Below are 23335 nucleotides of genomic sequence, written 5' to 3' on the forward strand. Positions count from 1 at the left end.
GAGGCCCATGCGAGCAGTTTCCATTTCATGCGACTGACCACGTTTACCGATTACTGCTTGCGCACGTTGATGTATGTGGGCGTGCGTACCGACGGCCATGCCACGCGCGCGGAGATCGCCACCGCTTACGGGATTTCGGATAACCATCTGATGAAAGTGATCAACTTCCTCGCGCGCGCCGGTTATCTCGAGACGACCCGAGGTAAAGGGGGAGGCATCCGGCTTGCTCGCGCGGCTGCGGAGATTTCGATCGGCGCCCTGGTACGCACCTCGGAGGCAGACAGTCCGCTGGTTGAATGCCTGGAACAGGGGGGTGGTTCGTGCCGTATCACGCCGGTCTGCAAGTTGCGTGGAGTTCTGGCCGATGCGTCCGAAGCGTTGTTTGCGACGCTCGATCGCTATACGCTGGCTGATTTGCTGGAGCAGCCCGCTGGCATGCAACGCGTGCTGCTGCACCCCCGGCACCCCGCGTCACCCAACGCCAAGACACGCTGACAGGGCAGGCTTCGCCCACCACCGAACAAATTGAAAGGCTTCGCGCCGCTTCATACGGGGACATGTAGAGACAGCAAACGGCCAAACGCATCGATGATCGCCTGCACATAGCGATTCTTATGCGCCAACGGCCCGTTGGTGCGCTCATAATGAACCCGCATAGTCGCGTTGGCTTCGAACAGGAAGATCCGCCCATCGGGCAACAAGGTGAAGTCGATTCCGGCGTAATCGAGGTCAAGCCGGCGCCCGATTGCGGCAAGCGCCGTCATTGCACGTGCGCCCAGCACATCGGTCGGATTCTCCAGAAAGCACCGCTCCTCGTCGATTTTCCAGGGATTGGCGGCCATCTCCGCGGAGAAATAATGGACCATCCAATGCGACGAAATCGCCAGGTGATAGGGCCACGGCTGACGATCGACGAATATCATGCGGTACTTGCGGTACCAGCCATCGGCATTGCGATAGTCGCCAAACGCACTCAAATAATGGGGTGCATCGACGCCGGCCAGATGTCGTTCGAGAGCGGCCAGCGTCTCGCAGCGCACTAATCCTTCACCACCATGCGTAGCGGCGGGTCGGGCCAGAACAGGCAGCGACATGCTTTCGCCTGCCAGCATTGCGGCCAGAGCTTGCGCCCCATTTGGCCCATGCTCGACGCGGATGCACGGCGGGATGACCACGTCGCCGATACCGCTGAGCAGCGTCGCCAGTCGATGGCGCTGAGTACGCGCCACGGCCGCCGGCGCATTGAGCATGGGGCGCTGACAGCGTTCGCCGAAGCGCGCCAGTCTGGCATCCATCGAAGCCGCGACATCCGCATCGCCGATTGCGTTGAATGCCAGGTCAAATGGAGGCAATTGCTGGTCTTCTCCGTCAGCGGCATAGTCGATGACATACTTGATACGCGTATAGGTATCGGTGGGCAGCAGAATTTCGAACGGAATGTTACCCGCCTCTCGCCCCGCACACAGTATGAGAATCGGCCGAGCCTGCTGTGACGCCCGCTCAACGAAAACCCGATGTGCCCGGTAAGCTCGAGCGCGATGAGCGTCGGCCTCGACGCGACGGCCGGCGCTCGCGCAAATGGCAGCAAGATTTTGGTGCGCCAGCGCCAATTCGGGTGCGACTTTCAGCACCAGCCGGTACCAGGACTCGGCTGTCGCATGATCCCCCTTCATGTAATAACCGGTGGCGACATCGCATAGCTCGCTCACGGAGGCATGCTGCGGGTCGGCGGCGAATGACTCGAGAGTTTGAGCGGCGATGAGGTGGGCCAGCGCAGCCAACTCGTCGCCTCGGTGGCGGTGCGCTGAGGCCATGATGCGGTGCGCTGCGGCGTCGTCGGGTTGATCGATTACCGACATCAGCTGACGGTGAGCGCCGCGGCTTGCGTCGCGGTGACGTGGGCGGCTCGGCGGCATCGCCGGGTCATGCTCAGTGGGCCTCGTGCGCTTGCTGCGTCATGGTCCTGCCCGGGCATGACGCGTCAGCAACTTTCGTTGCTACCACGCTTGATCCAGGCCGCAAGGTTATGGGGGCGCAACGTATCGTATCCCTCGAATGGTTGATGGATCCAGGGATTGGTTGGCAGGTATTGCACGTAGAAGTCAGGCTTCACGTGCGAGCATGCCTTGAACCATAATACGGCCGACTTTACTTCCGTCACATCGGGATAACGCTCCTGCAGGTGACGGCCGACCTTCTCCAGCGTCACCCCCGAGTCGACGAGATCGTCGACGAGTAACACGCGACCGCTCAATGAACCGCGTGTGATGGTGATGTATTGGGCAATATCGAGCTCGCCTCGCAGAGTTCCTTCGGCTTCCCGATAGGAGCTGGTGGCCAGGATGCCCAGCGGCACGTCATAAATGCGGGCCAGTTGATCTCCAACTCGCAAGCCGCCCCGCGCCAGGCAAAGAATCTTGTCGAATTGCCAACCCGACTCATACACGGCGAGCGCCAGCTGCTCGATCAATCGGTGGTACTCGTCCCAGGAAACCCACAGATTCTTATCGTCGTTTTGCGGTGTGTTCATGAATGCAGCAGAGAGCCGGGAAACGGTCAACTGTTGAATGGATGACGCAGCAAAATGGTCTCTTCCCGATCGGGTCCGGTCGAAACCATGTCGATCGGCGTGCCGCATACCTGCTCGATACGCTTCAGGTAGCGTCGGGCGCTCTCCGGCAGCTTGTCCCACGACTGCACGCCGACCGTGCTGGTCTGCCAGCCGGGGAAGTCTTCATAGATAGGTTCACAGCGACTGACATCGACCGCGCCGCGCGGCAAGATGTCGACCTGCTTGCCATCGACGAGGTAGCCGACGCAAAGACGAATCGTGTCGAGACCGTCGAGCACGTCGAGCTTGGTCATGCACAGCCCGGAAACGCCATTGATCTGAATCGAACGCTTCAACGCGGCGGCATCCATCCAGCCGGTGCGGCGCGGACGGCCGGTAACCGAGCCGAACTCCTTGCCGACCGTCGCCAGTTGCAAGCCGATCGCCGCCTGGCGGGCGGGATTGTCCGCATCGTACAACTCGCTAGGGAACGGTCCAGCCCCCACCCGCGTGCAGTATGCTTTGGTAATCCCGAGTACGTAATGCAATTGCTGCGGACCGACTCCGGCACCGGCGCTGGCCGCACCGGCCACGCAGTTGCTGCTGGTCACGAACGGATAGGTGCCGTGGTCGATGTCGAGCAAGGTACCCTGCGCGCCCTCGAACAACAGGTTCTGTCCGTCGTTGTTGGCCGCATACAGTAATTGGGATACATCGGCCAGCATCGGTGCCAGGCGTGGCGCGTAACCAAGCATGGTGTCGAGCGTTTGCTGAAAATCAACCGCCGGCGCACCGAGATATTGCGTCAGAACGAAATTGTGATAATCAAGGTTCTCGCGCAGCCGCTCGGCGAAGCGCGGTGCATCGAACAGATCTTGGACGCGCAGCGCGCGGCGGCCAACCTTGTCTTCGTAGGCCGGACCGATGCCGCGGCCGGTGGTGCCGATCTTGTCGGCGCCCCGCTTGGCTTCGCGTGCCTGATCGATCGCTACGTGGTAAGGCAGTATCAGCGTGCAGGCTTCGGAAATACGCAGACGCGATTGAACGTCGAGGCCGGCACTTTCGAGTTCGGCGATTTCCTTGAAGAGGGCTTCCGGCGAGAGGACGACACCGTTGCCAATATAGCAGGTCACGCCCTCATGCATGATGCCTGACGGGATCAGGCGCAGGACTGTTTTCTTGCCGCCAATGATCAGCGTATGTCCGGCATTATGGCCACCCTGGAAACGGACCACGCCTTGCGCATGGGTGGTCAGCCAATCGACGACCTTACCTTTGCCCTCGTCGCCCCACTGTGTGCCGATGACGACGACGTTGCGCCCCTGTTTCAAAGCATTGCCGGACATAACAATAGTTGGTTTGGTTAAAAACGTATTTTACCCGTGTTGCGGGCGAGGTGCCGTTTTTTTCAGCGTTCGATGACCCGCCAGGCACCATCGCGCTCGACAAGAGTTCGATCGCAGGCAAATTCCTCAAGATCAGTCTCATGTCCAGGCAACGCCTGAATCACGACTTCCCCCGCTTGCCGCAAGGCGGCGATCGCCTCGCGCAAGCCCGAGGACTGACTCCATGGAGCGAGGATCGCACTACTGCGAGCCGCGACCGGGGAGACGCTGGCGACCTCTCGCAGATCCATCGAAAACCCGGTAGCCGGGCGCACGCGGCCGAATGCCTGCCCCACTTTGTCATATCGGCCACCCAAGGCGATGGCATTGGGCACGCCGTCGACATAGGCCGAAAACATGACCCCGCTGTGGTACTGGTAGCCACGTAGATCCGCCAAGTCAATAGTGACTGCGGCGTCGCCGCCCTGTCCGGCCAGGAAAGCGAGATCATCGAGCGCGGCGTGCAGTTTCGGGTGCGCCGGCAATCGGCGTCTGGCCTCATCCAATATGCCGACGTCGCCATAGAGGTAAGGTAATGCGCGCAAGGCATCGCGCACCGGCCCTGCGAGCGATGCCGTAATGGCCTCGAGTTGCGGCACATCCTTGGCCGCAAGTACGCCAAACAGGGCAGACTCGAGCGCCTCGGCTTTGGGCACGGCTTCCAGCAGGGCTTCCAGTACGCCTGCGTGGCACAGGTCGAGACGAACTTGCTTCAACCCCGCCTGGTGCAGACAAAAGAGCAGCAGCTCCTGAATCTCGAGATCCGCTTCGATACTGGCATGTCCGAATATTTCAGCCCCGATTTGCAACGGCTCGCGGGTCGTAAGCAGCCCACGCGGTTGCGTCAGCAGCACGCTGCCGGCATAGCACAGCCGGGTCACGCCCCTGCGATTGAGCAGGTGGGCGTCGATGCGCGCGACCTGCGGCGTGATATCAGCGCGCAACCCCATGGTGCGTCCCGACATCTGGTCGACCAATTTAAAGGTGCGCAGGTCCAGATCATGCCCGGTACCGGTGAACAGCGATTCGGTGTACTCGAGCAAAGGCGGCATGACGAGTTCATAGCCGTAGGCGCGAAACCGGTCGAGCATGGCCCGACGCAGTTCTTCGATCTTGCGCGCCTCGGACGGCAATACGTCGGCAATATTTTCGGGGAGCAGCCAGTTCGGCATGGGTGTCAGAGAATCAAAAGTTTCAAATAATGGCGCCAAGCGTGCTAAACATAAGCAACGACCAACAGGATCAGGGCCAGCACCAGCGCCACGAAGCCGAAAAAGCGGATTTGCCCAGTTCGGAATTCCGTTATTTTACGAAAAGTCTGGCGCCATTGATCTGGCCAGAAAAAAGGGAAGGCCCCCTCGACGATCAGCATGATCGCACAAGCGAGAATCAGAACCCTACCCATTTTGCCACTTGTCTTGGAAATATTGCGGCATGCCAGGCTGCCGCCACCTCACGGCGGGCGGCGGCACGCATCGATCAGCGGGCGCCCGGTTTGCCTGCGGCAGCAGCACCAGCGTCGCGCATGAAGCGGAAGAAATCACTGCCTGGATCCGTGACGATAACGTCGCTCTTGCTCGAGAAGGTTTTTCGATAGGCTTCGAGGCTTTGATAGAACCGTGCAAATTTCGGATCCTTGCCGAATGCCTGCGCATAAATCTCGGACGCCTGCGCATCCCCCTCACCTTTGGTCTTTTGTGCCTGGCTGTAAGCCTTTGCGATGATGACTTCGCGCTGACGGTCGGCGTCCGCACGGATCTGCTCGGCCTCGGCAGCACCGGTCGAACGCAGTTCGTTCGCCACGCGCTTGCGCTCCGCGATCATGCGACGAAATACCGAATCGCTGATGCCCGCTTGCAGGTCGACGCGACGCAAGCGCACATCGGTCACCTCGATACCGAGCTGGGCAGCTTCCTCGCTGACCTTTTGCCTGACCGATTGCATTACCTGGTCTCGCTGGCTGGAGACGACTTCGGAGATGGTCCGTTTGGCAAAAGCCTCCTGCAGGGCCGAGCGTACCTGCTGCGTCAGTCGCTCCCGCGCCAACGTGGTATCACCCTTGAAACTGACGTAGAACTTATGCGGGTCGGTAATCCGCCATTTGATGTAGGAATCAACAACCAGATTCTTTTTCTCGGCAGTAATGAATCGCTCGGGTTGCGGATTATCGATGGTCATCAGGCGCTTTTCGAGATACACGACGTTCTCGAAAGGTGGCGGCATCTTGAAATGCAGGCCGGGCTTGCTGATGACTTGCTTGATTTCCCCAAAGGAGAAGACGATCGCATAGCGGCGCTGATCGACTACGAACATCGTCGAAGAAAGTAACAGCAGCAGGACGATCAGCGCGATGAGAGCAGTTCCAATACGGTTCATTGGCTGTCTCCCGAACGCAGCGGATCGCTGTCGCGCAAGGCATTACGCGAGCGGTTCCGGGTTTCGCCCGAGCTGCTCGTGGCAGCGCTGCTGGCGTCGGGCGCAGGCGCGGCGGCATGATTCTGCGGCGCTGTCGGCCCCGCCGCTGCGTCACCGACCTGTTCCTTGCTCTGTTCTATCAATTTATTGAGCGGCAGATAAAGCAGATTTTTGTTGTCGTGCGTATCGACCAGAATCTTGGTCGTATGAGAGTAGATCTGCTCCATGGTGTTCAGATACATGCGTTCACGTGTCACTTCCGGTGCCTTGGCGTAAGCTTGCTCGACCAATTTGAACCGTTCCGCGTCCCCTTGCGCCTGCTCGATGACCCGCGATTTATAACCGGACGCCTCCTCCAGCAAGCGGGCCGCCGTTCCCTTGGCCAGGGGAATCACATTGTTCGCGTAGGCCTGCGCTTCGTTTTTTTGGCGCTCGCGATCTTGCCCAGCCTTGACGGCATCGTCGAACGCCGCCTGCACCTGCTCTGGGGGTTGCACACTCTGCATGGTTACGCTGGTGACCAGGATGCCTGTCTTGTAGCTGTCCAAAATGCGCTGGATTGATTGTACAAGTTCGTTGGCAATTTCCTCCCGCCCGGCATACAGGACATAGTCCATCTTGCTCTTGCCGACGATCTCCCGTACCGCCGTCGCCGCGGCCTGACTGACAGAGGCCTCGGGATCGACGTTGTTGAACAGAAACTCGCTGGCATCCTTGACCCGGTATTGCACGGCAAATCTTACGTCGACGATATTCTCGTCACCTGTGAGCATCGATGAGTCTTTCAAGTCGGTGTTGGGCACCACATTGGAACGCCCGATCTCGACAGACCGAATCTGCGACATGTTGACGACCTCTTCCGACTGAAACGGATATGGCAGCCGCCATTGAATGCCGGAAGTGGTCGTGTACTTGTATTTTCCAAACTGCATCACCACACCGACCTGCCCCTCCTGCACGATGAATACGCCTGTCGCCAGCCAAACCAATACCGCGACGATGATGACCACGCCCACGCCGATGCTGGAGCCTCGACCGGAGGACGGCAATTTGCCGCCGGCGTCGCCGCCATTATTGTTGCGACCGAATAGGCGATTCAGGCGTCGATTGAAATCTCGCCATAATTCGTCCAGATCCGGAGGGCCCTCTGGCGGGCGTTCCTGGTTTTGACGATTGGGCTCATCACGCGCGTTCTTGGCGTCGTTGTCATCGCCCCGCCCCCAGCGCGGATCGTTGAGCGAGAAAATCAATCCAAGTCGTTTTATCAAGGCTTTAGAAAGCATAGGAAGAGGCGATGTGACAGAAGCGCTCACGCGCTCGGGCAACAATGCATTGGTGCCGGTCCTTGGTATTGGTTTGGTCGACGCCATGCTCGATCGAATTAATATCAGCGGTTACCGCGAATCGGCGGTAGCCCGTTAGAAAAAAGCGGGCAACACCGGCTCAGAGGTTTCCCGCCGTATGACAGCCCACAGCCGACTCTGCTGGCAAATGATCTGGCGATTGCCCCGACGATTGTAACGCAGTCGTTGACCGAGCGATCGTTTCAGCGATTGCAGCCCGAAGCAAATCCAGCCCGATGCCGTCCCGGGCACTGACAAACACGCGGGAGACATTACCGGATTCATCGCGCTCGATCCGGGGACCGTCAGCGAGTAATTCAGGCGCGGCATCGATTTTGTTCCATACGAGAATCTGAGGAATGCCGTCTGCACCAATTTCGGCGAGCACAGTATTGACCTGATCGATCTGCTCCTGCCGCACAGCGCTCGACGCGTCCACCACATGCAGCAGTAAATCCGCATGTACGGTTTCCTCGAGCGTGGCGCGAAAAGCGGCAACCAATTGATGAGGCAGCTCACGGATAAAGCCGACCGTGTCGGAAAGCACAACCTGACCGAAGTCGCCCAGGTAAACTCGCCGGGACGTCGTATCGAGGGTGGCGAAGAGTTGATCCGCCGCATAGGCTTGCGCCTTGGTCAATGCATTGAACAGCGTCGACTTGCCAGCATTGGTATATCCGACCAGGGAGATGGAAAAGGTGTCGCTTCGCAACCGCGCACGGCGCTGGGTGGCATGCTGCCGACGGAGCTTGTCAAGCCTGACCTTTAATGATTTGACCCGTTCTCCCAGGAGCCGCCGATCAGTTTCAAGCTGAGTCTCGCCCGGCCCCCGCAAGCCGATACCGCCCTTTTGCCGTTCCAAATGGCTCCACGCTCGCACCAGCCGAGTCGCCAGGTACTGCAATTGAGCCAATTCGACCTGAAGCTTACCTTCGTGGCTCTTTGCGCGTTGGGCAAATATATCCAGAATCAGACTGGTGCGGTCGACGACTCGCCGCTCCAGAAAGCGCTCCAAATTGCGTTGCTGGGCGGGACTGAGCGCGTGATTGAAAATCACCAGCTCGACACGATGCAATGCAATGGCGTCCTTGATTTCCTGGGCTTTGCCACTGCCCACGAACATCGCTGCATCTGGGCTGCCGCGACGGCCAGTCACAGTAACGACGGGATAGGCTCCTGCGCTTCTGGAAAGCAGGTCGAGTTCGTTGAGACTGGCTTCGAAATCGACTTTACCGAAATCGATGCCGACAAGAGCGGCATTAATCAAACGACAGAGACTGGGAGAAACAGCAAAGAGAAAGGGAAACCCGACGGTCGAGAAACCTGCCGGGTACCACCAAATTAAGATTGTTCAGCATCGGGCTGGAAGTTAACCGGGCGAGCCGGCACGACCGTGGAGATAGCGTGCTTGTAGACCATCTGGGTGACCGTGTTGCGCAACAAAACGACGTACTGGTCGAAAGATTCGATGTTGCCCTGCAATTTGATGCCATTGACCAAATAGATGGAAACCGGAACGTGCTCTTTGCGCAGCGCGTTCAGGAACGGGTCTTGTAACAGTTGCCCTTTGTTGCTCATAAGATACTCCATTGTATTTTTAACGATTGACCGTAAATTGGGGTGAAAGTGAGCATCTCAACCCAATTTTCACACTATAGCCGATTTTACTGTGAACACCAGTAAAACCCCGCCCCTGAAGGCGTTTCACTCCGTTTTGGCATAGGGGTTCTTGCCGCTGCGAAGCTCTATGCGTAATGGAGTGCCGGTCAGACCAAAAGTTTCTCGAAAGCGCCTTTCCAGATAGCGCTTATAGGCATCGGTAACACCGCTTAGACCGGTGCCGTGAATGACGATAATTGGCGGATTCGACCCGCCTTGGTGCGCATAGCGCATTTTCGGGCGCGATACGCCAGCGCGTCGCGGTTGCTGGAATTCGACTGCCTCCTGCAATGCGCGGGTCAATTTGGGAGTGGGAATCTTGCTCATGGCTGCGGCATAGGCGGCATCCACCGATTTCATTAACGCGGCGATGCCGGTGCGCTTGGTGGCCGAGATAAAGTGGAAATTTGCGAAATCAAGAAATTTAAGTTTACGTTCAAGGTCATTCTTGATCCTGTCGCGCGCATAATCGTCGAGACCATCCCATTTATTGACGCCCACGACCAACGCCCGGCCCGACTCGACGACGAATCCCGCAATATGCGCATCCTGATCGCTGACATCCTGCTGAGCGTCCAGCAACAAAATGACGACGTTTGCGTCGGCGATCGATTGAAGTGTCTTGACCACCGAGAATTTCTCGATCGCCTCAAACACCTTGCCGCGACGCCTCAGTCCAGCGGTATCGATGAGCGTATAACGCTTGCCCTGCCGCTCAAAATCGATGTAAATGGAATCGCGAGTCGTCCCCGGCATATCGAAGGCGATAACACGCTCCTCCCCAAGCAAAGTGTTGACCAAGGTTGATTTGCCAACATTGGGACGCCCGACGATCGCGATCCGGATCGGCCCCCCCTCCTCCGGATCGACTGTCTCATCATCGGTCTGAGCGCTATAAAAAGGCGTCAGTGCCTCTTCGACCAGGTCCCGCACACCGTCGCCATGCGCTGCCGAAATGGCACGCGGATCGCCGAAGCCGAGTTCATAAAAATCAGCCGCGACGGCTGAATATTTCATGCCTTCCGCTTTGTTGACGACCAGCAATATCTTGCGCCCCGTTTTCCGCAAGTAATCGGCTATCACACTGTCCTGCGGGGTAATTCCCTGGCGCCCGTCGACAATGAATATGACAACGTCCGCCTCGACAACGGCTTGACGGGTCTGTTTGGCCATCTCGTGCAGGATGCCGTCTTTGGCGACGGGTTCAAAACCACCCGTGTCGATCACCAAATGCGGGAAATCGCCGATTCGACCTTCCCCGTAATGCCGGTCGCGGGTCAGGCCAGGCAAATCTGCGACCAGCGCATCGCGCGAACGGGTCATACGGTTGAAGAGTGTCGATTTACCGACATTGGGGCGCCCGACAAGGGCGATCACGGGTTTCATAGTCTTGCCATTAAAACAAATGCGGCCGGCAATGGCGCCGGCCGCGTCTGAGACGAATTGTCTGAATTATTTGGGACGGTAGGCGAACAACTCTCCGTCGCGAGTCTGGACGACCAGCGTATCGCCGACCAACACCGGTTGCGCTCGAATACCGCTGCTGTCAGTCTTGACGCGGGCAATGAAATCGCCCTTGTCTCGGGAAAGGAAATGCAGGTAGCCCTCATCGTCTCCCACCACGACGGTCGGCCCCAATATCAGCGGTGCGCTCAGGCCGCGCCACATTAGCTTGTCATTGTGCCACAGCGTATCACCATTGCTCGAATCGAGCGCGAAGACCTGAGATTGGGTGTTGGTCGAGGCCACAATTTGTCCGTCTTGCGACAGCCCCGCCGACGACGAAAACGCACGCGCCCACAGACCGTTACCGGTAATCGCGTCGACGCAACCGATTCGCCCTTGGAAAGTTACGGCACAAATCTGGCGCCCGAACAGGGTCGGCGTGCCAGTGACATCGTTGATGCGCTCGACTTCAGTCACGCCCTGCGGCAATGACAGCGTCGCGCCCCACAGTACGCTGCCGTTATTGATGTCGAGCGATGCCAATTGCCCGCCTGGGAAACCGGTGACCATCGCATGGTCACCGACAAAAATCATGCTCGAGCCGGTCCGCAACGTAAGCGGAACGTTCGGCTGCTGAAAAATCCATCGTACCGCGCCGGTTTGCGCGTCGAACGCAGTGATTCGATTGTTGATGGCGCGCGCGATGACTAGCCCGTGCCCAACCAAGGGCGCTGTCAGCACTTCGCTGCCGGCATTGCCCTTCCAGATTTCCTTACCGGTGTGATCGAATGCGAGCACCTCGCCTTTCAACGTGCCAACCGCAGTGATTTCCCCGTCGCTACCTGGGCCGGCACTGATGTCAGTACCCGCTTTGGCGGTCCAGGTGACTTTTCCGCTGGCCGCATCGACTCGAATGATCTTGCCATTGACGCCAGCCGCGTAGACGCTATCGCCCACCACAAGCGGCTCGAAATAGTATGAACCAGCTTTACCAACGCTGGCCGTCCAGACTTGCTGAACATTCAGCGACTGCTGGAATGTCGTCAGCGGCGTGGGCACATGTGCCGGTTTGCTGCCGAACAACCCGCAACCGCCGAGCAGCGCGGTCGCCGAGGCAAGCAGCACGCAAGCAGCGGCGCGTTTCATGGAACGGCGGCCCAATGCGTCAGGCAGAGTACGGCTGGAATCACGTAAGCTCATCATGTATTCGGATGGTTTTCTGTCGTTATGGAGTAGTGGTACCGCGTCCGTCGCGCCTGCCGGTTGGCGTCAACCGCCGAGGGCGTCAAGCTTGAACTGAACGAACTGTCGCATATTGCTATCGTTCTTGCTCAACTTTTCAAGCGCGGCGCGATAAGCCTGTTTGGCGTCAGCGATTTTGTCCTGTGCTACCAGCAAGTCGCCCCGGCGATCATCGAAGAGGCCGGCGAACCCTGCGGGCGGACTATTCCCAAGCGCCTTCAGGCCGCCGTCATAGTCCTTTTGGTCAAGCAGCAGACCCGCCAGATGAAGTCTCGCCAACTGACGATACTCATTGTCGCTTGCGTGATCGACGGCCCATTGCAGTCGCGCCTTCGCGTCTTCCGTATCGCCCAGTTCGTATAGCGCCTTGGCTGAAATCAAAGCCGACATCTCAGCATAGGCAGTACGCCCAAATTTGTTACCCATGTCGCCGGAAATGCGAATGATCATCGGCTTGTTCTTGGCAACAATCGATTGCTGCAACTCGCCGTAAAGCACTGACGCTTCAGCAGCCTGCTTGCGTTGATAGTAACGCCAGCCGTTCCAGCCGGCGAAAACCATCAGAGCCACAATCAGAACCCAAATGACCGCGTTGCCGTATTGCTTCCACCACGCCTTGAGTTCCTCGAGCTGCTCTTGTTCCTCGTGATACCCCATCCTTTTTCTCCACCTTTATGCGTCAGCGCCTGCCACCATGGCATCGATTAAATAGTCGGTCAACTGGTCGAAAGCCACACTGACCTGGTTGTCCTGCGAGTCTGGGCTGCGCAAATGCTTGACGATAGCGTGCTGCTGGGCCACTTCGTTATCGCCCACGATCACGGCAAAGGCCGCGCCACTGGCATCGGCACGCTTCAGCTGCGACTTGAAGCTGCTGCCCTTGCCATCGGCAGAGCAATGAAAAATGACGTCCAACCCGACGTCACGCAGGCGCTCCGCCGCCACCAGCGCAGGCGAGAGTGCGGCTTCGCCCTGGTGCACGACGTACACATCGCAGCCTTCGTCCTGCGGCACCAGATCATCTTCGCGCAACAGTTCGAGAATGCGCTCGACCCCCATGGCCCAGCCGCAGGCCGGCGTCGCCTTGCCGCCCAACTGCTCGATCAGCGGATCGTAGCGCCCGCCACCGGCCACTGTCCCCTGCGCGCCCAGCTTATCGGTTATCCACTCGAAAACGGTGAGATTGTAATAGTCGAGACCGCGTACCAAACGCGGATTGATCGTAAACGGAATATTGTTGGCTTTGAGCAGGCGCTGCACCCCATCGAAATGTTCGCGGGATGCATCCCCCAAATAATCGATCAACCGGGGGGCACCCTTGGCCATCTCCTGCAGGGCAGGGTTTTTGGTATCGAGCACGCGCAATGGATTGGTATGGAGTCGACGCTTCGCATCATCGTCAAGAATTGCCGAGTGCCTTTCCAGGTAGGCGATCAGGTCCTGCCGATGTGCGGCACGCTCACTTGCCTGCCCTAGCGAATTGAGCTCCAGACGAATGCCGGTCAGGCCCAGATCGTCCCATAGCCGCTGACACATCAGGATGATCTCGACATCGGCGTCCGGTCCGGCCAGCCCGAGCGCCTCGACACCAACTTGATGGAACTGGCGATACCGGCCCCGCTGCGGCCGCTCGTGGCGAAACATGGGACCAATGTACCAGAGTCGCTTCGGACCGTCGTACAGCAAATTGTGCTCCAGCGTAGCCCGCACGACCGCCGCCGTATTCTCCGGGCGCAGCGTGAGACTTTCGCCGTTGAGCGAGTCCGTAAAACTGTACATCTCTTTCTCGACAATATCGGTCACCTCACCGATACCGCGCGAGAAGAGATTGGTGTGCTCGATGATCGGCGTGCGAATCTGCCGATAGCCGTAGGCCCGCAGCATCGAGCGCGCAGTCTGCTCGAAGAACGTCCAAAGCGCTTCATCTGTCGGCAAAATGTCGTTCATGCCCTTCACGCCAGTGATTTTTCCACTCGCCTTGGGCAGGCCGTCGACACTTGGCCGAGCGCTTTTTCCTTCAGTTTGCGCCATATTTTTCTTTCGATTCCCGTTACACGGCGGCTTGCGCCGGCGCATAACGCGTTTTCACGTAATCATCCACAATCTGCTGAAACTCTTCGGCAATGTGTTCGCCGCGCAACGTTCTGACTTTTTCGCCATCAACAAATACCGGCGCCGCTGGGTTCTCTCCCGACCCCGGCAGGCTGATACCAATGTTGGCTTGCTTCGATTCGCCAGGGCCATTGACGATACAACCCATTACCGCCACATGCATGTTCTCGACGCCCGGATACTGCACTTTCCAAACAGGGATCTGCGCCCGCAGATAATCCTGAATCTGCGCAGCCAGTTCCTGGAATAGTGTGCTGGTGGTTCGTCCGCAACCGGGACATGCGATGACCATCGGAGCAAAAGCCCGCAAACCCATGGTTTGCAGAATTTCTTGCGCAACGATCACTTCCTTGCTGCGTGGCGCGCCAGGTTCCGGTGTCAGCGAGATGCGGATGGTATCGCCGATCCCCTCCTGCAGCAGCACCGACAATGCTGCGGTAGACGCAACGATGCCTTTCGAACCCATGCCCGCTTCGGTGAGGCCAAGATGGAGCGGATAGTCACAGCGGCGCGCCAGTTCTCGATAGACCGCGATCAGGTCCTGCACACCGCTCACCTTGCACGAAAGGATGATCCGATCACCCGGCAAGCCGACTTCTTCGGCACGCTTCGCGGAACTGATTGCAGAAGTAATCAGCGCCTCGTACATGACGCTTTGAGCATCCCAAGGTGTCGGCCGGCGCGCATTCTCGTCCATGATCTGGGCCAACAACCCCTGATCGAGACTCCCCCAGTTCACACCGATGCGAACCGGCTTGTCATAACGGCATGCGGCCTCGATCATCTGCGCGAACTGGCTGTCCCGCTTGGCGCCCTGCCCGACATTACCCGGGTTGATGCGATACTTCGACAATGCCTGCGCGCACGCAGGATAGTCTTTCAGCAACGTATGACCGTTGTAGTGAAAGTCGCCGACGAGCGGCACATCGATGCCCATCCGATCGAGCTGTTCGCGGATTGCCGGCACGGCGGCCGCCGCCTCCGGCGTATTGACGGTGATCCGCACCAATTCAGAACCCGCCAGTGCCAACTCCTTCACTTGGATGGCGGTACCGATCGCGTCGGCCGTATCTGTGTTGGTCATCGATTGCACGCGAACAGGCGCACTGCCGCCCACGGAGATCTTCTTGCCTCCCCAGGCAATCGACACGGTTCGCGTGCGACGGCGCTCGCGCGCTCCGCCAACGATGGGTAAAACTTGTTCTGACATTTCAATTCTCCGGCAAATTGCCTTACGGCAATGTCAACCTTGCCACATTACCATTGCCGCGTGTTTTCACATCCACCGGCTGATTATCGTACTGGAGCGATGCCACGCCGGCCGTGTTTCCGATGACGACCTTCAACGGAGGCGTACCGGCAATGTCTTGTTGGTCACCGGCATGCAGCAAACGGGAGAAGACGACCTTGCCATCGCTTTGGCGTACCTCAACCCAGCTGTCTCCGGACAATTGCAAGCGCAACTGGCCAGTCTGAACTTGTGTTGACGAAGCCGCATCGGGTACGCTGACCGCTGCCGCCGTATCCGCCTGTTTTGTCACCGGCTCGCTTGCCGGTGTTTGAACAACAGAGGCGAGCGCGGGCGAAGCGTTTTGGGTCGACGGCATTACCACGGATGCGACGCTCCCAGCAACTGTCTGCTGTCCAGCCGGGCTATCACTTGCGACACCCTCACTCGCGGCATCCCCCCCCCCCTGAGCGGCGGGTGCGCTCGCCACTGACGCAGAGGCCTCCCGCTCACTGTGGCGTCGACTTCCAAACCATAAAATAGCGACGCCGAGCGCGATAATAATGATGACGACCCAGGCAAGGCGAGGGCCGGCGGCATTACCGACCGGCGAGCGAAAGCGCGCCGGACTGCGCGGAATACTGGGGGCATTCGGCGATGGCGGCGGGATGTCGATAGCCGCGCGTCGGCCAAAGGGGCGCAGCGCCTCGGTCATCGGCGCAGGGTCGACCTCCAACAAACGGGCATACCCCCGCACCAGTCCTTGCACGAAAGGCATCTCGGGAAGATGCTCCCATTGTCCGCCTTCCAAGGCTTTGAGCTTGCTGGCTGACACTTTCAGCCGCGCGCTCACATCCTCGATCAGCAAGCCTCGCTGCTCGCGCGCCTCCTTCAGCTCCCGGCCTATTCTCGATGCAACCTCAAGCAAAGAGCCCGGCTGCGGGGCATTGGCCGGCGCATCACCACCCGAACCGGATTGCAACCGTGATGAGACTTGCGAGACCGAACGTTCGTCCGGCCGATCTTGACTATCCATCGAGACTCCCCCGTTCGAAAGCAGCCGCTTCTGGCGACCGTGGATATTTTTGCAGCAATGCGTCTATCAGCGCGTTGCGTTCCTTCGACAATCCCATGCGATGGGTTATACGTGCTTCCAGCCATAACGATTCCGCAGTCGCACGTGGCGACCGGTTAAGTCCGCCAAGCTGTGCACGCGCCGCGTCGAACTCGTTGCGCCGAAAATGCAGGCGCGCCAATTCAACCGCTGCAAGTACGTTCTCCGGATCCGCCTGGCGAGCACGCTCGAAGAAAGCCTGCGCCTCATCGGCCCGGTTGACACGCATACTGCAAACGCCAGCCCCGATCAGCGGCCGGGTGATTTCCTTGCTTGAGATCACCGAGAGCTCGAAAGCTGCGACGCTTTCCTGATAGCGGTTTCGCTCACACAAAAACCACCCATAATTGTTAAGCAACGCACCGTCCTTCGGACGCGATTGCAATGCACGCTGAAAGTCACTCTCTGCATCTGCTGAATTGCCTAACCCCATATGAACGAGGGCGCGCAAGTGGTAGCCTGCGTCGAATGTCGGGTCCGCTGCCATTGCTTTTTGCACCGCTGCAAGCGCGGTTTGCAATTGTCCGGCACGAAAATACGTGATCGCAAGCTCATAATGCACTTGTGCCCGCTGCTGCACGATTTCGACTCGGTTCGCTGCGGTCTCCAGAGGCTGAAGTGGTTGAGCGCAAGCCGCAATCACCAAGCCAAGCGGAGACAGCAAACCGGCGCGCCACATCATACTTCGCGAACCTCGACCGGGATTTTGCCGAATTTACCCCGTGCCGCCAAGCGTGTCCGGTCGATGACTTCACCGGCCAACTGACCGCATGCGGCGTCGATATCGTCGCCGCGCGTTTTGCGAATCGTTGTAACGACACCCGCATCCATCAAAATCCGCGCGAAACGCTTGATCTGGGCATCGCCCGATCGTCTCAGACCAGAGTCAGGAAACGGATTGAAAGGAATCAGATTAAATTTGCAGGGAACGTCCCGCGTCAACGCCAACAATTCCTGCGCGTGGGACTCACTGTCATTGACCCCATCGAGCATGCAGTACTCGAACGTAATGAAATCGCGCGGCGCAACAGCGAGATAGCGACCGCACGCAGCCATCAGTTCCCGCAAGGGGTGCTTGCGGTTGAGCGGTACCAGCACATCTCGCAGCGCATCGTTGGGTGCGTGCAGGGATACGGCCAGCGCCACCGGCAGTTCCTCTGCCAAACGGTCCATCATTGGCACGACGCCGGAGGTGGAGAGCGTCACGCGCCGACGCGACAAACCGTAGCCATTGTCATCGAGCATCAAGCGCATGGCGCCAACAACGTTGTCGAAATTGAGCAATGGCTCACCCATTCCCATCATGACAACGTTGGTAATCACGCGCTCGCTGGCTGTGCCGACACGCTCCAACGCGCGTCGCAAGGCAAACTCTGCCATCCATAGTTGGCCGATGATTTCACCCTGGGAGAGATTGCGGCTGAAGCCCTGCTTACCCGTCGAACAGAAGCGGCAGTTTACCGCGCATCCCGCCTGCGACGACACGCAAAGCGTTCCCCGAGCATCCTCCGGGATGTACACGGTCTCGATCGCATTGCCATTACCGACGTCCAGCAGCCATTTCCGGGTTCCGTCTGCGGAAATGTGGTCTGTAATCACCGCAGGCGAAGCGACCGTTGCTCGCGAAGCGAGTTTGATGCGCAACGACTTGGCGAGATCGGTCATGCCATCGAAATCGGCAACCCCCATCTGATGAATCCAGCGCTGCAACTGCCGGGCTCGGAAAGGCTTCTCCCCAAGGCTGGCACAATAGGCGACCAAACCACCCGGATCATAGTCGAGCAGATTTGTGAGCGATTCGGTCATGGCCTACCTCCCGGGGCAACGGGGACGAATTCAGTTCAGCGCGAATAGACGTTCATCTCGGGAAAGAAAAATGCAACTTCGACCTGCGCCGTTTCCGGTGCATCTGAGCCATGCACAGCGTTCGCGTCGATGCTGTCGGCGAAGTCGGCACGGATGGTGCCCTTGTCCGCCTTCTTCGGATCCGTCGCCCCCATGAGTTCGCGATTTTTCGCGATCGCGTTTTCGCCTTCCAGCACCTGGATCATGACCGGACCGGAGACCATGAAGTCCACCAGATCCTTGAAGAACGGACGCGCTTTGTGCACGGCATAGAATTTCTCTGCATCCGCGCGCGACAAATGAGCCATTTTCGCGGCGACGATTTTCAAACCAGCGCCTTCGAAACGGCTATAAATCTGACCAATCACATTCTTTGCGACGGCATCGGGCTTGATAATCGACAGGGTGCGCTCTACAGCCATGAAAAACTCCAGAAAAATTAAGCAGTTATATAAATAAAATGAATCTAATATTGTAGCATGAAGGCTGCTATGATTGGCATGGGAACTGGTAGGTTCCCGCCGCGTCCAACTACGGCATGATGCGGCGATCGGGCGCGTATTTTGGGGAGGAATCCGATACACGCCCCCCAGGAAAACTTGGCGGGCTGTCGGATGGATTCGGCGGTACGATAGTCCCGGGAGATTCGCCGGTTTTAGAGCCCTAGCGGCGTTTCACGAGGAGAAAACATGAATCAGGATTTTCAGCGCTACGATTTCGGCCGTGGCGGCGGCGTTACCAGTGTGGCGGTTCGCAATCGCGTGCTGCGCAACACGTATTGGCTGCTCGCCATCTCGATGCTGCCGACAATTGCGGGCGCATGGCTCGGCGTTACCACCGGCTTCACGTTATTCGCCGGTAGCCCTGCGATCAGTCTGATCGCCTTCATGGCCATTGCCTTTGGCTTCATGTTTGCAATCGAACGCTTCAAGAACAGCGGCATCGGCGTCGGCCTGCTGCTCGGCTTCACGTTCTTCATGGGGCTGATGCTGTCTCGGCTGCTCGGTTTCGTCCTGGGCTTCAGCAACGGCGCATCACTGATCATGATGGCGTTTGGGGGCACAGCGGTGATATTCACGGCAATGGCGTCTGTTGCTACGCTCAGCAAGCGCGATTTTGGCGGATTGGGCCGCTGGTTGTTCATGGGCGTGGTGGTCATTCTGCTGGCCTCAGTCGCCAATATCTGGCTGCAACTGCCCGCCCTGATGCTGACCATTTCAGTGCTGGCGATTGCGATTTTTTCGGCCTTTATCCTGTTTGACGTCCAACGCGTCGTCAACGGTGGTGAGACAAATTACGTCACCGCCACGCTTGCAATATACCTCGATCTCTATAACGTATTCGCCAATCTGCTGGCACTCTTGGGAGTGCTCGGCGGCAACAGAAACTGACGTTGCTATCCCACCGGCACGGCTCGGCAGTTTCAATCAGTATCTCGACAAAACCTCCGTCTGCTTGGACGGAGGTTTTTTTGACCTCATCGAGCGGCCCGCCAGACTCTTCAGGCACCTCAGCAGGAATCACCGCAGCGGACGCCGCAACAATCGAATTTGGGATTGGATAGACAGGAGATCAAGGGCTGACAGGAAGTCGCGTTTTGCTCGGTGCGCCCCCGGGTCGATGTACTCGGCGGACCCACGCATCACCGGGGCGTCGCAGACACGATTCAGCGACGAAGCAAATCAATCACAGCCATTAAATCTGCCTGCAATTGCCCGACGTTAATCGATTGGCCGTGGCTCTCTTGCGGTATGGGCGGCCCAGACTCCCCGCCTCCCGGCGCGCCGCGCACGCCGTCCGCGTCCAATCGGTTCCGCGCACCGTTGATTGTGAACCCTTGCTCATAGAGCAGTTCTCTGATACGCCGGATCAGCAACACCTCGTGGTGCTGGTAATACCGCCGATTGCCGCGCCGTTTGACAGGCCGCAGTTGCGTAAATTCTTGCTCCCAATAACGCAGCACATGTGGCTTCACGCCGCATAGATCACTGACCTCACCGATGGTGAAGTAGCGCTTGGCTGGGATCGGAGGCAAGTTCACCTTTTCCATGGCGGCATGGACGCAAACAGCGTCAGCAGATCAGATATGCGTTCAATTATCGAGAGCCTGGGTCTCGACCATTGACTTCAATTTTTGACTGGCATGGAACGTTACGACGCGGCGCGCGGCGATTGGAATAGCTTCGCCGGTCTTGGGATTGCGCCCTGGCCGCTGTGGTTTGTCCCGCAGTTGGAAATTACCGAACCCGGAAAGCTTGACGCTGTCTCCGCCTTCCAGCGCATCGCGAATGACCTCAAAAAAGGCCTCCACCATGTCTTTCGCCTCGCGTTTGTTCAGGCCGACCTGCTCGAATAGGAGTTCGGCAAGTTCCGCCTTGGTCAGAGTCGGGGGCTCGTCTGAGGAACCAGACATTTCGTTACGCTCCAATGCGGAACGTTGCGCTGTCAGCATTGCTTCAAATTCACCCGGATTCATTTCGTTCATATTTCCAACGCTATGACTAAAACAGTGCGGAGCATCGCCTCTCGCATTCCCCAACAGTTGGTATCGCCTTCAGGTTCGCAAACGAGCCTCGAACACGGTTATCACTCGATCGATCAACGCTGCGATCGCACGGTCAACGCTCTCGTCCTGCAAGGTCCCCATCGCGTTTTGCAGGGTAACACGAAACGCCAGGCTTTTTTCCTCGACTGAGAGTCCTCCAGACATACCTGCCTTCGGGCGAAACTCGTCGAACAGCACGATGCTTTGCACGTCCGCGCATGCCTGTTCGCTGCGCACACACGCGAGCATTTCATCGAGCAACGCCTGCGCCGGCTGAGCCTGCGACACCACAACGGCGACATCGCGCACCACCGGCGGGAATTTAGAGATGTCCTGGTAGGCGGGAATCGCACGCCGAAACAAAGCCTCTGCCTCAATCTCGAATAACACCGGCGCATGCGGGAACTCATACTTTTGCAGCCAGCGGGGATGCAATTCGCCTATCCAGCCGACGCTACGCCCGTCGATCTCGATTCGAGCGCTACGCCCCGGATGCAAGCCTGGATGCACATCCGCGACAAACCGCGCTGCGGCTGGCGCAAGCAGCGCTTCAAGATCGCCTTTGACATCGAAATAGTCGACCAGGCGGGTCGGCACCCCCCACTGCTCGTCGAACACGGAGCCATACGCCAACGCGCCGACGGTCAACGGCTGCCGAATTCCTTGCACCGAAAGCGGACCAGTCTCGACCGCGCTATCGCGATGGTAGACACGGCCGATTTCGAACACGCGTGCACGCGACGCCTTGCGATTCAGGTTATAGCGTACGGCCTGCAGCAGCCCACCGATTAGCGTCGAACGCATGACTGCAAGATGGCTGGCGATCGGATTGATCAATTTAATGGGTGTTTCGTTCGCTGCGAAATCGCGCTCCCATTCCGCGTCAACAAAACTGAAATTGACCGTCTCCTGATAACCGCGTCCCGCCAACTCGTGACGTAGCGTATGCAGCGAGCGGCGCGCTTCGTCGGTGCGGCGCATCGCGTTGGCAGCGACCGGCGGTTTGGATGGAATACGCTCGAAACCATGAATTCGCGCGACCTCCTCAATCAGGTCTTCCTCGATCTCAAGGTCGAAACGATAAGATGGCGGCGTCACCTCGAACACGTCAGCATCAATCTGCGCACACGACAGCCCGAGTCGCGCAAAAATCTCGCCGACCTCCGCTGTCGAGACCGGTACCCCAAGAATCTTGGCGGCCCTGGAAACGCGCAAGCGCACCGGATTGCGCAGCGGCAACTGAGCGACGAGGTCAGCTACTGGCCCGGGCTGACCGCCGCATATATCGAGCACCAGCCGCGTGGCGCGCTCAAGCGCGACCACATTGCCCGCGAAGTCGACACCCCGCTCGAAACGATGCGATGCATCGCTCGACAAATTAAAGCGGCGCGAACGGCCTTGAATGGCCGCCGGGAAAAAGAATGCGGATTCCAGGAATATGTCTTCGGTACCCAGCTCAGCCTTGGTGGAATTCCCGCCCATCATGCCGGCCAGGCCAATCGGCCCAGACTCGTCCGTAATCGCCAGGGTGGTCGAATCGAGTTCGACAATCTGATCGTTAAGTAACTTGAGCGTCTCGCCAGATCGACCGAAGCGCACATCGATTCCGCCCTGCAGCTTGTTCAGATCATAAACATGCAGCGGCTGGCCCAACTCCAGCATCACGTAATTGGTGATGTCGACCAGGGCCGAAATACTGCGTTGCCCCGCCCGCTCGAGCCGGGCAATCATCCAACCGGGAGTCGCTGCCTTGGCGTTCACCCCTCGGATGACGCGACCTGCAAAGCGCCCACAGCCACTCGGGTCGCTAATACGGACCGGGAACGTGTCGTTGATCGATGCCTGGACTGGCGTAACGGGCACGCCATTGTTGGTCGCCCCGGTAATGGCTTGAACTTCACGCGCAATGCCAAGCATCGAGAGGCAATCAGCCTTGTTGGGCGTCAATTTGACCGTGAAAAGCTTGTCATCGAGATCAAGATATTCGCGAATATCCTGCCCGATCGGGGCATCATCGGCCAGCAACATCAGGCCGCTGTGGTCCTCCGAGAGCTTGAGTTCCCGCGCGGAGCAAAGCATTCCATGGCTTTCCACGCCACGCAACTTGCCCACCTTGATCTGAAATGGAGCACCGCCAGCCTCCGACGCCGGCAACAGAGCGCCGGGCAATGCACACGGCACCTTGATGCCCGGTGCCACATTCGGCGCACCGCAGACGATGTTCAGAATCTCGCCCGTGCCGGCATCGACCTGACATACGTTCAAACGATCGGCGTTGGGATGCTTCGCGAGCTCCAGCACCTTGGCTACGACAACGCCGGAAGATCGGGGCGCAACCGGTTGGATTTCTTCGACTTCCAGTCCCGCCATCGTCAGCGCGTGCGCCAGTGCCTCGCTCGTCAACGGCGGGTCGATCAGGGTTCTCAGCCAGGATTCGGAGAATTGCATGT

At 58.5% G+C, this 23335-nt stretch carries 22 protein-coding genes and 1 pseudogene; 2 read left to right on the plus strand and 21 right to left on the minus strand.

Features of this window, described 5'->3' with window-relative positions; all coding sequences use genetic code 11:
• Positions 1–27: 27 nt before the first annotated feature.
• Positions 28–495 (plus strand): Rrf2 family transcriptional regulator, encoded by a 468-nt coding sequence (locus EPN80_RS09825; RefSeq protein WP_293026242.1) that lies wholly within the window; start codon positions 28–30, stop codon positions 493–495.
• A gap of 50 nt (positions 496–545) precedes the next feature.
• Here the strand turns inward: EPN80_RS09825 and EPN80_RS09830 are convergent, their stop codons facing one another.
• The 18 genes and pseudogenes from EPN80_RS09830 to ndk all read right to left on the minus strand — a co-directional run bounded on the left by EPN80_RS09830 (position 546) and on the right by ndk (position 18762).
• Positions 546–1859: a hypothetical protein gene (locus EPN80_RS09830; RefSeq protein WP_293026244.1), complete on the minus strand. Its 1314-nt coding sequence runs from the start codon at positions 1857–1859 to the stop codon at positions 546–548.
• Positions 1860–1981: 122 nt separating this feature from the next.
• Entirely contained in the window at positions 1982–2530 is a 549-nt protein-coding gene (locus EPN80_RS09835; RefSeq protein ID WP_293026246.1) for a phosphoribosyltransferase, read from the minus strand.
• Positions 2531–2556: 26 nt separating this feature from the next.
• On the minus strand, positions 2557–3897 hold the full coding sequence (locus EPN80_RS09840) for an adenylosuccinate synthase (protein WP_293026247.1): 1341 nt from the start codon (positions 3895–3897) through the stop codon (positions 2557–2559).
• A gap of 62 nt (positions 3898–3959) precedes the next feature.
• A complete protein-coding gene (locus EPN80_RS09845; RefSeq protein WP_293026249.1) occupies positions 3960–5108 on the minus strand; it encodes an ATP phosphoribosyltransferase regulatory subunit in 1149 nt (382 codons plus the stop codon).
• A 44-nt stretch (positions 5109–5152) separates the two neighbouring features.
• Positions 5153–5341, minus strand: a complete 189-nt coding sequence (locus tag EPN80_RS09850) for a DUF2065 domain-containing protein (protein ID WP_293026251.1) — start codon at positions 5339–5341, stop codon at positions 5153–5155.
• 74 nt (positions 5342–5415) lie between these two features.
• Complete coding sequence (gene hflC, locus EPN80_RS09855; protein WP_293026253.1) at positions 5416–6312, minus strand: protease modulator HflC; 897 nt, start codon at positions 6310–6312, stop codon at positions 5416–5418.
• Positions 6309–7634: an FtsH protease activity modulator HflK gene (gene hflK, locus EPN80_RS09860; protein WP_293026574.1), complete on the minus strand. Its 1326-nt coding sequence runs from the start codon at positions 7632–7634 to the stop codon at positions 6309–6311. The genes hflC and hflK overlap by 4 nt, the downstream gene beginning before the upstream one ends.
• Positions 7635–7881: 247 nt before the next feature.
• Positions 7882–8961, minus strand: a pseudogene (gene hflX, locus EPN80_RS09865) (GTPase HflX); the annotation flags it as partial.
• 74 nt (positions 8962–9035) lie between these two features.
• Complete coding sequence (hfq, locus tag EPN80_RS09870; RefSeq protein ID WP_047212979.1) at positions 9036–9272, minus strand: RNA chaperone Hfq; 237 nt, start codon at positions 9270–9272, stop codon at positions 9036–9038.
• A gap of 126 nt (positions 9273–9398) precedes the next feature.
• Positions 9399–10739, minus strand: a complete 1341-nt coding sequence (gene der / locus EPN80_RS09875; RefSeq protein ID WP_293026256.1) for a ribosome biogenesis GTPase Der — start codon at positions 10737–10739, stop codon at positions 9399–9401.
• 66 nt (positions 10740–10805) lie between these two features.
• Complete coding sequence (gene bamB / locus EPN80_RS09880; protein WP_293026258.1) at positions 10806–11945, minus strand: outer membrane protein assembly factor BamB; 1140 nt, start codon at positions 11943–11945, stop codon at positions 10806–10808.
• 123 nt (positions 11946–12068) lie between these two features.
• On the minus strand, positions 12069–12698 hold the full coding sequence (locus EPN80_RS09885) for a tetratricopeptide repeat protein (RefSeq protein WP_293026260.1): 630 nt from the start codon (positions 12696–12698) through the stop codon (positions 12069–12071).
• A 15-nt stretch (positions 12699–12713) separates the two neighbouring features.
• Entirely contained in the window at positions 12714–13988 is a 1275-nt protein-coding gene (gene hisS / locus EPN80_RS09890) for a histidine--tRNA ligase (RefSeq protein WP_293026576.1), read from the minus strand.
• Positions 13989–14091: 103 nt separating this feature from the next.
• A complete protein-coding gene (gene ispG / locus EPN80_RS09895) occupies positions 14092–15363 on the minus strand; it encodes a flavodoxin-dependent (E)-4-hydroxy-3-methylbut-2-enyl-diphosphate synthase (RefSeq protein ID WP_293026262.1) in 1272 nt (423 codons plus the stop codon).
• Positions 15364–15385: 22 nt separating this feature from the next.
• On the minus strand, positions 15386–16417 hold the full coding sequence (locus EPN80_RS09900; protein WP_293026264.1) for a RodZ domain-containing protein: 1032 nt from the start codon (positions 16415–16417) through the stop codon (positions 15386–15388).
• Positions 16410–17177 (minus strand): type IV pilus biogenesis/stability protein PilW, encoded by a 768-nt coding sequence (pilW, locus tag EPN80_RS09905; protein ID WP_293026266.1) that lies wholly within the window; start codon positions 17175–17177, stop codon positions 16410–16412. Before pilW ends, EPN80_RS09900 begins: the two co-directional genes overlap by 8 nt.
• A complete protein-coding gene (gene rlmN / locus EPN80_RS09910) occupies positions 17174–18301 on the minus strand; it encodes a 23S rRNA (adenine(2503)-C(2))-methyltransferase RlmN (RefSeq protein WP_293026268.1) in 1128 nt (375 codons plus the stop codon). The genes pilW and rlmN overlap by 4 nt, the downstream gene beginning before the upstream one ends.
• Before the next feature lie 35 nt (positions 18302–18336).
• A complete protein-coding gene (ndk, locus tag EPN80_RS09915; RefSeq protein WP_293026269.1) occupies positions 18337–18762 on the minus strand; it encodes a nucleoside-diphosphate kinase in 426 nt (141 codons plus the stop codon).
• A gap of 267 nt (positions 18763–19029) precedes the next feature.
• On the opposite strand from ndk, the gene EPN80_RS09920 reads away from it, so the two are divergent.
• Complete coding sequence (locus EPN80_RS09920; RefSeq protein ID WP_293026271.1) at positions 19030–19731, plus strand: Bax inhibitor-1 family protein; 702 nt, start codon at positions 19030–19032, stop codon at positions 19729–19731.
• A 275-nt stretch (positions 19732–20006) separates the two neighbouring features.
• On the opposite strand, the gene EPN80_RS09925 is transcribed toward EPN80_RS09920, so the two are convergent.
• The 3 genes from EPN80_RS09925 to pheT all read right to left on the minus strand — a co-directional run bounded on the left by EPN80_RS09925 (position 20007) and on the right by pheT (position 23333).
• Positions 20007–20390, minus strand: coding sequence for a MerR family transcriptional regulator (locus EPN80_RS09925; RefSeq protein WP_293026273.1), 384 nt, complete (start codon positions 20388–20390; stop codon positions 20007–20009).
• A 42-nt stretch (positions 20391–20432) separates the two neighbouring features.
• The gene (locus tag EPN80_RS09930; protein ID WP_293026275.1) at positions 20433–20825 is read right to left on the minus strand and encodes an integration host factor subunit alpha; all 393 of its coding nucleotides are present in this window, start codon (positions 20823–20825) and stop codon (positions 20433–20435) included.
• A 69-nt stretch (positions 20826–20894) separates the two neighbouring features.
• Positions 20895–23333, minus strand: coding sequence for a phenylalanine--tRNA ligase subunit beta (gene pheT / locus EPN80_RS09935; RefSeq protein WP_293026277.1), 2439 nt, complete (start codon positions 23331–23333; stop codon positions 20895–20897).
• Positions 23334–23335 lie beyond the last annotated feature (2 nt).

It is taken from the genome of Pandoraea sp., assembly GCF_004297875.1.
In the GTDB taxonomy this organism is placed as follows: Bacteria; Pseudomonadota; Gammaproteobacteria; order Burkholderiales; family Burkholderiaceae; genus Pandoraea.